General features: G+C 26.9%; 10 protein-coding genes. 6 read left to right on the top strand and 4 right to left on the bottom strand.

The window, feature by feature from the left end:
- Positions 1-116 precede the first annotated feature (116 nt).
- From AC11VW_RS12420 to AC11VW_RS12410, 3 genes are read right to left on the bottom strand one after another with little or no spacing between them, the layout of a single operon-like run.
- On the bottom strand, positions 117-293 hold the full coding sequence (locus AC11VW_RS12420) for a YetF domain-containing protein (protein WP_484301744.1): 177 nt from the start codon (positions 291-293) through the stop codon (positions 117-119).
- A 1-nt stretch (position 294) separates the two neighbouring features.
- Complete coding sequence (locus AC11VW_RS12415; protein WP_484301743.1) at positions 295-645, bottom strand: DUF421 domain-containing protein; 351 nt, start codon at positions 643-645, stop codon at positions 295-297.
- Positions 621-812 (bottom strand): hypothetical protein, encoded by a 192-nt coding sequence (locus AC11VW_RS12410; protein WP_484301742.1) that lies wholly within the window; start codon positions 810-812, stop codon positions 621-623. The genes AC11VW_RS12415 and AC11VW_RS12410 overlap by 25 nt, the downstream gene beginning before the upstream one ends.
- Before the next feature lie 268 nt (positions 813-1,080).
- Here AC11VW_RS12410 and AC11VW_RS12405 point away from each other — a divergent pair, with 268 nt between their 5' ends.
- From AC11VW_RS12405 to AC11VW_RS12390, 4 genes are all read left to right on the top strand, one after another.
- Positions 1,081-1,449, top strand: coding sequence for a GntR family transcriptional regulator (locus AC11VW_RS12405; RefSeq protein WP_484301741.1), 369 nt, complete (start codon positions 1,081-1,083; stop codon positions 1,447-1,449).
- Positions 1,449-2,147 (top strand): ABC transporter ATP-binding protein, encoded by a 699-nt coding sequence (locus AC11VW_RS12400; protein WP_484301740.1) that lies wholly within the window; start codon positions 1,449-1,451, stop codon positions 2,145-2,147. Before AC11VW_RS12405 ends, AC11VW_RS12400 begins: the two co-directional genes overlap by 1 nt.
- Positions 2,141-2,917 carry an ABC transporter permease gene (locus AC11VW_RS12395; RefSeq protein ID WP_484301739.1) on the top strand — a complete coding sequence of 259 codons (777 nt, stop codon included), beginning with the start codon at positions 2,141-2,143 and terminating at the stop codon, positions 2,915-2,917. The genes AC11VW_RS12400 and AC11VW_RS12395 overlap by 7 nt, the downstream gene beginning before the upstream one ends.
- 104 nt (positions 2,918-3,021) lie before the next feature.
- Positions 3,022-3,498 carry a hypothetical protein gene (locus AC11VW_RS12390; RefSeq protein ID WP_484301738.1) on the top strand — a complete coding sequence of 159 codons (477 nt, stop codon included), beginning with the start codon at positions 3,022-3,024 and terminating at the stop codon, positions 3,496-3,498.
- A 400-nt stretch (positions 3,499-3,898) separates the two neighbouring features.
- On the opposite strand, the gene AC11VW_RS12385 is transcribed toward AC11VW_RS12390, so the two are convergent.
- On the bottom strand, positions 3,899-4,297 hold the full coding sequence (locus tag AC11VW_RS12385) for a pyridoxamine 5'-phosphate oxidase family protein (RefSeq protein ID WP_484301737.1): 399 nt from the start codon (positions 4,295-4,297) through the stop codon (positions 3,899-3,901).
- Positions 4,298-4,469: 172 nt separating this feature from the next.
- On the opposite strand from AC11VW_RS12385, the gene AC11VW_RS12380 reads away from it, so the two are divergent.
- Together AC11VW_RS12380 and AC11VW_RS12375 are read left to right on the top strand one after the other, a co-directional pair.
- Positions 4,470-4,805 (top strand): winged helix-turn-helix transcriptional regulator, encoded by a 336-nt coding sequence (locus tag AC11VW_RS12380; RefSeq protein ID WP_484301736.1) that lies wholly within the window; start codon positions 4,470-4,472, stop codon positions 4,803-4,805.
- Positions 4,806-5,537: 732 nt separating this feature from the next.
- A partial coding sequence (locus tag AC11VW_RS12375; protein ID WP_484301735.1) for an NAD(P)-dependent malic enzyme occupies positions 5,538-6,223 on the top strand: 686 nt, incomplete at its 3' end.

The raw sequence follows: 6,223 nt of genomic DNA, 5'->3' as shown, positions 1-6,223 counted from the left end.
AGTATTGGTTATTAATAATATTAGAATCAGAAATCTAATATTATTAATATTTTTTCAAAACAAAGAGGCTTAAATAACTCTGAATATATAAATGGATATGTTTAAGCCTCAATGGATTACTTATATAAAAAAACTTTTAGGTTACCTTTATTATCGACGGTGGTAAGTAGAACGTTTTTTACATTAGTTTGATATAAATTTTTCAAACTGGAAACAACCCAACTTTCATCCTTATTAGTTTCTTTTAACTCCTCGTAATTAATTTTACCGTCCTTAATAATTGTCCTAGGCAAATCAAAAGCTTCTGCTTCCAGTTGGTAAAATGAAGGAGTAATAGGTTGATATTTTGGATCTAAAAAAAACAGAAAATTTTCCGTCAGCTTCCCAAATTGCTAATGCTACCTTTTTTACATCTTCTACTTTTTCTTCACGTAATTCTTCTAATAGCACATCGAGAGATATTCTTGCTTTTTTTAATCCTTCATAAATAATTTCTCCGTTCTTGACAATTGTGATTGGTTTATGATTAATAAGTATTTTTATAAATGGAAATTTTAGAACGCAAAATACTCCACCAAGGTATAGGACAACTAATACAATTGTTGAAATGATGGACCCTTTTAACCCAAGATTTTCGTCAGACAATGGATGGGCAATAATACTAAAGCAATGACAAAATCAAGGAGTCTTAATTGGGAGATGCTACGCTGTCCTAAGATTTTTGCAACAATAGCTAAAAAGAAAAAAGCAATAACAGCACGCAAAACCCACTCAATGTTAGTAAGTGTTTCCTGACCTTGTAAAAAATCCATAATAATATCTCCTTTATACTAAAAATCTAAGACGTAGTTTAACATTGATGTTATTTTAACCAATATTCAATGAAAAAATTAAAATAAAAACTTTAAATTATACACTAAACTATTCTGTAATTACTATGGTTATATTTGTACTTTCTTTTATAGAGCTTACATTGATATATTCAGCAGAAGAAATAAGATCATTTTTTTATTGCTTGACATTAGAATAGAGAATATATATTATTGTATTAAGTACTTAATACAATAAGGAGGTGTTAAAATGATATGGGAATTTGATAACAATAAACCTATATATCTTCAATTGTTAGATATACTCAAATTTAAAATAATATCAGGAGAGCTACCTGCTGGATCTAAACTTAATTCAGTAAGAGATATGGCAGAAGAAGCAGGAGTAAATCCTAATACTATGCAAAAAGCATTGGCTGAACTTGAAAGAGAAAACCTAGTATATAGCCAAAGGACTAGTGGAAGATTTGTAACTGATGATGAAGAAAAAATAAAATCAATGAGAGAAGAAGTAGCAAATATAGAAATTAAGTCATTAAGTGAGATTTTAATTAAATTAGGATATGAAAAAAATGAATTAGTAGCAATAATTACAAAAAGTTTAGAAGAGGTGAAATAATGAGTAATGTAGTAGAGATTAAGAATTTATCTAAAAGCTATGGAAAAAAAGAAATTATAAAAGATATGAATTTAGATATACCTAAGGGAAAGATAGTAGGATTGTTGGGGCCAAATGGAAGTGGAAAAAGTACTATGATTAAGCTAATAAATGGATTACTTAATCCAAATAGTGGTGAAGTTTTAATAAATGGATTAAATCCATGTGTAGAAACTAAGAATATGATATCATATCTTCCAGAAAGAACATATCTTAATGATTGGATGAAGGTAATTGATATACTTGGATTCTTTGATGATTTTTATGAGGATTTCGACATTGAAAAAGCTAAAGAAATGATAAAGAGCTTAGATATAAATATAAATGAAAAACTTAAAACTATGTCTAAAGGAACTAAAGAAAAGGTACAGTTGATATTAGTTATGTCTAGAAAAACTAATTTATACATATTAGATGAACCTATTGGTGGAGTAGATCCAGCTGCTAGGACATATATATTAAAGACTATTATAAAGAATTACTCAGAGGATAGTACATTATTAATTGCTACACATTTGATAAGTGAAATAGAAAGTATATGTGATGAAGTGATATTTATATCAAAAGGTAATATTGTATTACAGGGAGATGTAGACGAAATAAGAGAAGAAAAAGGAAAATCTATAGATGCATTATTTAGGGAGGAATTTAAATGTTAGGAAAATTATTAAAATATGAATTAAAATCTACAGCGAGGACTTTTATACCGCTTTATATAGCTATAATATTAGTATCTATTGTACAAGGATTTTCTTTAAATACAGAGATGTTTAAGATACAAGGGATAGCAACGATGTTATTAGGAGCTTTATTTATAGCGTTATTTGTAATTAATATTGTTGTCATAGTACAAAGGTTTAAGAAAAATTTATTAGAAGATGAAGGTTACTTGATGTTTACACTACCAGTAAGTCCTAAAATGCTTGTATTATCTAAATATATAGTGTCAGTGATATGGACAGTTTTAAGTGGATTAGTAGCAATGTTAGTATTTACGTTAGTTGCCCTTGTATCTAGTAATGGAGATATAAAAATTCTTGAAGTTTTTAATGCTTTATCTCAAGCTATGAGAGAATTTAGTGATTGGACTGTGGTTTTTAGTATCTTAACATTAATATTCTGTCAATATTCTATATTTATATTTACTATATACACATCACTATCTTTAGGCCAATTACCTATATTTAATAAACACAGAACAGCGGCTTCACTTATAAGCTTTTTCGTTATAAATGCAATTATATCAACTATCCAAACTAATTTGAATTCATATATAAATTCAGGTGTAGAGATAGGTAATATAGGTGGAGTTTTTCTGACGAATTCTAGTAACGGTTTATTTACTAATATAGCTATTAGTTTGGTTATAGTAGTTGGTTTATTTACAGCAATTAGTTACATATTAAAAAATAAATTGAATTTAGAATAGTGATTTAATATAATTTAAAATTACTTAAATTATATAAGTCTAGGTTATATTTACAAATATACTACACATCCTAATTATATATCAAAGGATAAGGAGTAATTGTAATGAAAGAATATCTAAAGAAATTTATGACATTAATATGTACTATGGTAATTATAATTGGGTTTAGTATACATGAAATACATGCTCTACCATACTATGATTTAAAATTTGAAGAAACAGGTAGTAAAATAGTAAAAGGAGAATATGAAAAACTAGGAGAAAATATCAATTTAAATAAAGATACAAAAATGACTATTAACATAAACAAGTCATATGAACCTAAAGTGAGCATAGAACTTAACAAAGATGAAGAAGATGCAATAAGCCAAGTGTACAAAAGTGAATGGAGAAAACAAGTAGTAATAAATAAAAAAGAAGATATAAATGTTAAAGGGAACTTAAGTGTATATGTACAATTAAGACCAGTATATAAAGAAATAAATGGATATTTAATACAAGATTATAATTCATGGAATAAAAAGAAAGAAGTTAAGATACTTATTCCAATAGATGTTGAGTATAATTTGAAGACAAATTAATATATTGAATAAATTTATATGATGTATAAGGAAATATTAAACCTAAGCTAAAAGGGTTTATGGTTTATATAAGGTGATAACGCTTGGGTAAGTACATCTTCTCATGAAGAGCGTTGTTATAAAATTCGAGTCTGGAGAATACACAAGTAGGCATTTTTCTACAGTATAAGTGATCTTGGCACCCTTTTATATTCATATCGTTTAAGTAGTATTTTTTTACCTCTATATTTTTGTATTTGCTCCTTTTATTATTTCATCAAGTATTGTATCTACATTTACGCCTTTTCATGCACAGATATTAAAAAACATATTATATTATAATAAATAAGAGAAGTAGCCTTAATCTTAATAGATTAAGGCTACTTTTATAATATAAAATATTGTATTGTAAGTAAAAATATTATAATGTGTACTCTTTTGGACCTTCTGTAAAATTAAAAGTTTTAACTTGTTTTATATCGATATAGAATACCTTGAAGTCTGGATTATTTGGAGATTGATATAGATTTTCTAACATTGGTAACACTTTAAAGGCATTTTCATTATATTTTAGATCTTCTACAAAAGAAACTTTTCCATTTACAGATAGAACGGGTGAAAGCTTATTTTCTACACAGAAAGATACGTTAGGATTATTTAATAATTGCTTATAAACATCTTTTTGTGCTCCAGTACAAAAATATGCCTTATTATCTTCTACCCATAAACATTGAAATACTCTAGTTTGTATTGTGTTTTCATCGATTGTAGCAAGAACACCATTTACCTTTTTGTCTAAAATTTCTTTAAAATTAATCATTTTATTGACCTCCTAAAATATTGTCATAAAATTAAAACTCTATTCATACTCATTTCTCATTTAAATTTTATGTTATAATTGACTACACTTTAATTATATAGACTAAGACTAAAAAAGTAAGTACGATTTATTTCGATACCTACTATCAATTATGATACTACGGAGGTATAAAATGAAAAAACAATTATTTGGAATTTGTCCATATATTACATCACAAAAAGTTTTAACTGGAAAGTGGTCTATGGTAATTTTGTATCATCTGAACGATGGGCCAGTGCGTTTTAATCAATTACAACGTATATTACCAGAGATGACCCATACGACTTTATCAAGACAATTAAAAAGTTTAGAGGAAGACGGACTAATAGTACGAAAAGAGTACGCCCAAATTCCACCTAAAGTAGAATATTCGTTAAGTCCAATTGGAGAAAAGTTTAAACTAGTATTAGAAAGTTTAGAAGTATGGGGAAATGAATATATAGAATATATTAAAGAAAAAAATAAATAAAATTATTATCAAGTCCGCTTATACCAGATATAAGTGATGGCTAATGATTCTGAGGTTACAAAATTTTTAACATGGAAACCTCACGGTAGTGTTGAGATTTCAAAAAATATAATAAAGAGTTGGGTTAACGACTATAAAAATAAAAATTATGAACTGAACCATATGTAAAAGAAAATAAAAAAAAGACCGTTTCCGTTACAGTCTTTATTAAGGGGGATTATGGGATTTTTAATACTATTTTGGGGGGATAGTATTTTCAAGTATAAGAGGAGCATAACTCCTCTTATATTAATTATGTCAGCATATTAAATGTCTAATCTATTATGTCTGTGCCTACTGTCTATTTTTTGATTATAATGTCATTTATTGTTGTCTATGTATACAATATACCATTATTTTTCACGTAAGTCTACAATAAGAATTAATTTTTATATAAAAATTACTTTATTTAAAAAATTTATCAAATTAATGTTAGTATATATAATTAATTACAAAATCAGATTTTAATTATAAATATAATCAGCTTAGGGTATTTTTTATATATGTAAGATACATAAGCAATTAAAAATAAAAGAAAATGTTGTTAAAAATAAAACAAAGTATTCTTTATGACCATAATATGTTTTTAAAGTTTAAAATATTTTAATAATTAAAGGTTGATGTTATTATTTATTCATGGAAAACGATTACAAAGTTTGAAATAAAAAATAAATGTGAAGGAAGGTATTAAAAATGAATTATTTTGAAGAAAGATTAAAATTACATGAAAAGAACATAGGAAAAATAGAGATAAAATCAAAGATGGAAATTACAACAAGAGAGGATTTAAGTTTAGCTTATACTCCTGGAGTTGCAGAGCCATGTAGAAAGATTCATGAGAATGAAGAAAACGTTTATAAGTATACTTCGAAAGGAAATCTAGTTGCAGTAGTTACAGATGGAACAGCAGTATTAGGATTAGGAGATATAGGGCCTAAGGCTGGATTACCAGTTATGGAAGGTAAAGCAATATTATTTAAAGAATTTGCAAATGTTGATGCATTTCCAATATGTCTAGATACAAAGGATGTTGATGAGATAGTAAAAACTGTAAAGCTCATAGCTCCAGGGTTTGGTGGAATTAATTTAGAAGATATTGGAGCTCCAAGATGCTTTGAAATTGAAGAAAGATTAAAGAAAGAACTTGATATACCTGTATTCCACGATGACCAACATGGAACTGCAATAGTTGTTCTTGCAGGGGTAATAAACGCTTTAAAAGTGGTTAATAAAAAAATAGAAGATATAAAGGTTGTTATAAATGGTGCAGGAGCTGCAGGAACTGCTATAGCTAAACTATTACTTTCTTCAGGAGTAAAGAATCTAATTGCATGTGATAAGGTTGGTATTCTTTACAGAGGAATGGAAAATGAAGATGA

It is taken from the genome of Romboutsia sp. (assembly GCF_056995035.1).
Note: the sequence above shows the minus strand (reverse complement) of the source record. Positions and strands in the feature narration are given on the sequence as shown.

Coding starts and splice junctions, on each gene's coding strand:
- AC11VW_RS12410 (WP_484301742.1), bottom strand. CDS start 812: ATGGATTTTTTACAAGGTCAGGAAACACTTACTAACATTGAGTGGGTT.
- AC11VW_RS12405 (WP_484301741.1), top strand. CDS start 1,081: ATGATATGGGAATTTGATAACAATAAACCTATATATCTTCAATTGTTA.
- AC11VW_RS12400 (WP_484301740.1), top strand. CDS start 1,449: ATGAGTAATGTAGTAGAGATTAAGAATTTATCTAAAAGCTATGGAAAA.
- AC11VW_RS12395 (WP_484301739.1), top strand. CDS start 2,141: ATGTTAGGAAAATTATTAAAATATGAATTAAAATCTACAGCGAGGACT.
- AC11VW_RS12390 (WP_484301738.1), top strand. CDS start 3,022: ATGAAAGAATATCTAAAGAAATTTATGACATTAATATGTACTATGGTA.
- AC11VW_RS12385 (WP_484301737.1), bottom strand. CDS start 4,297: ATGATTAATTTTAAAGAAATTTTAGACAAAAAGGTAAATGGTGTTCTT.
- AC11VW_RS12380 (WP_484301736.1), top strand. CDS start 4,470: ATGAAAAAACAATTATTTGGAATTTGTCCATATATTACATCACAAAAA.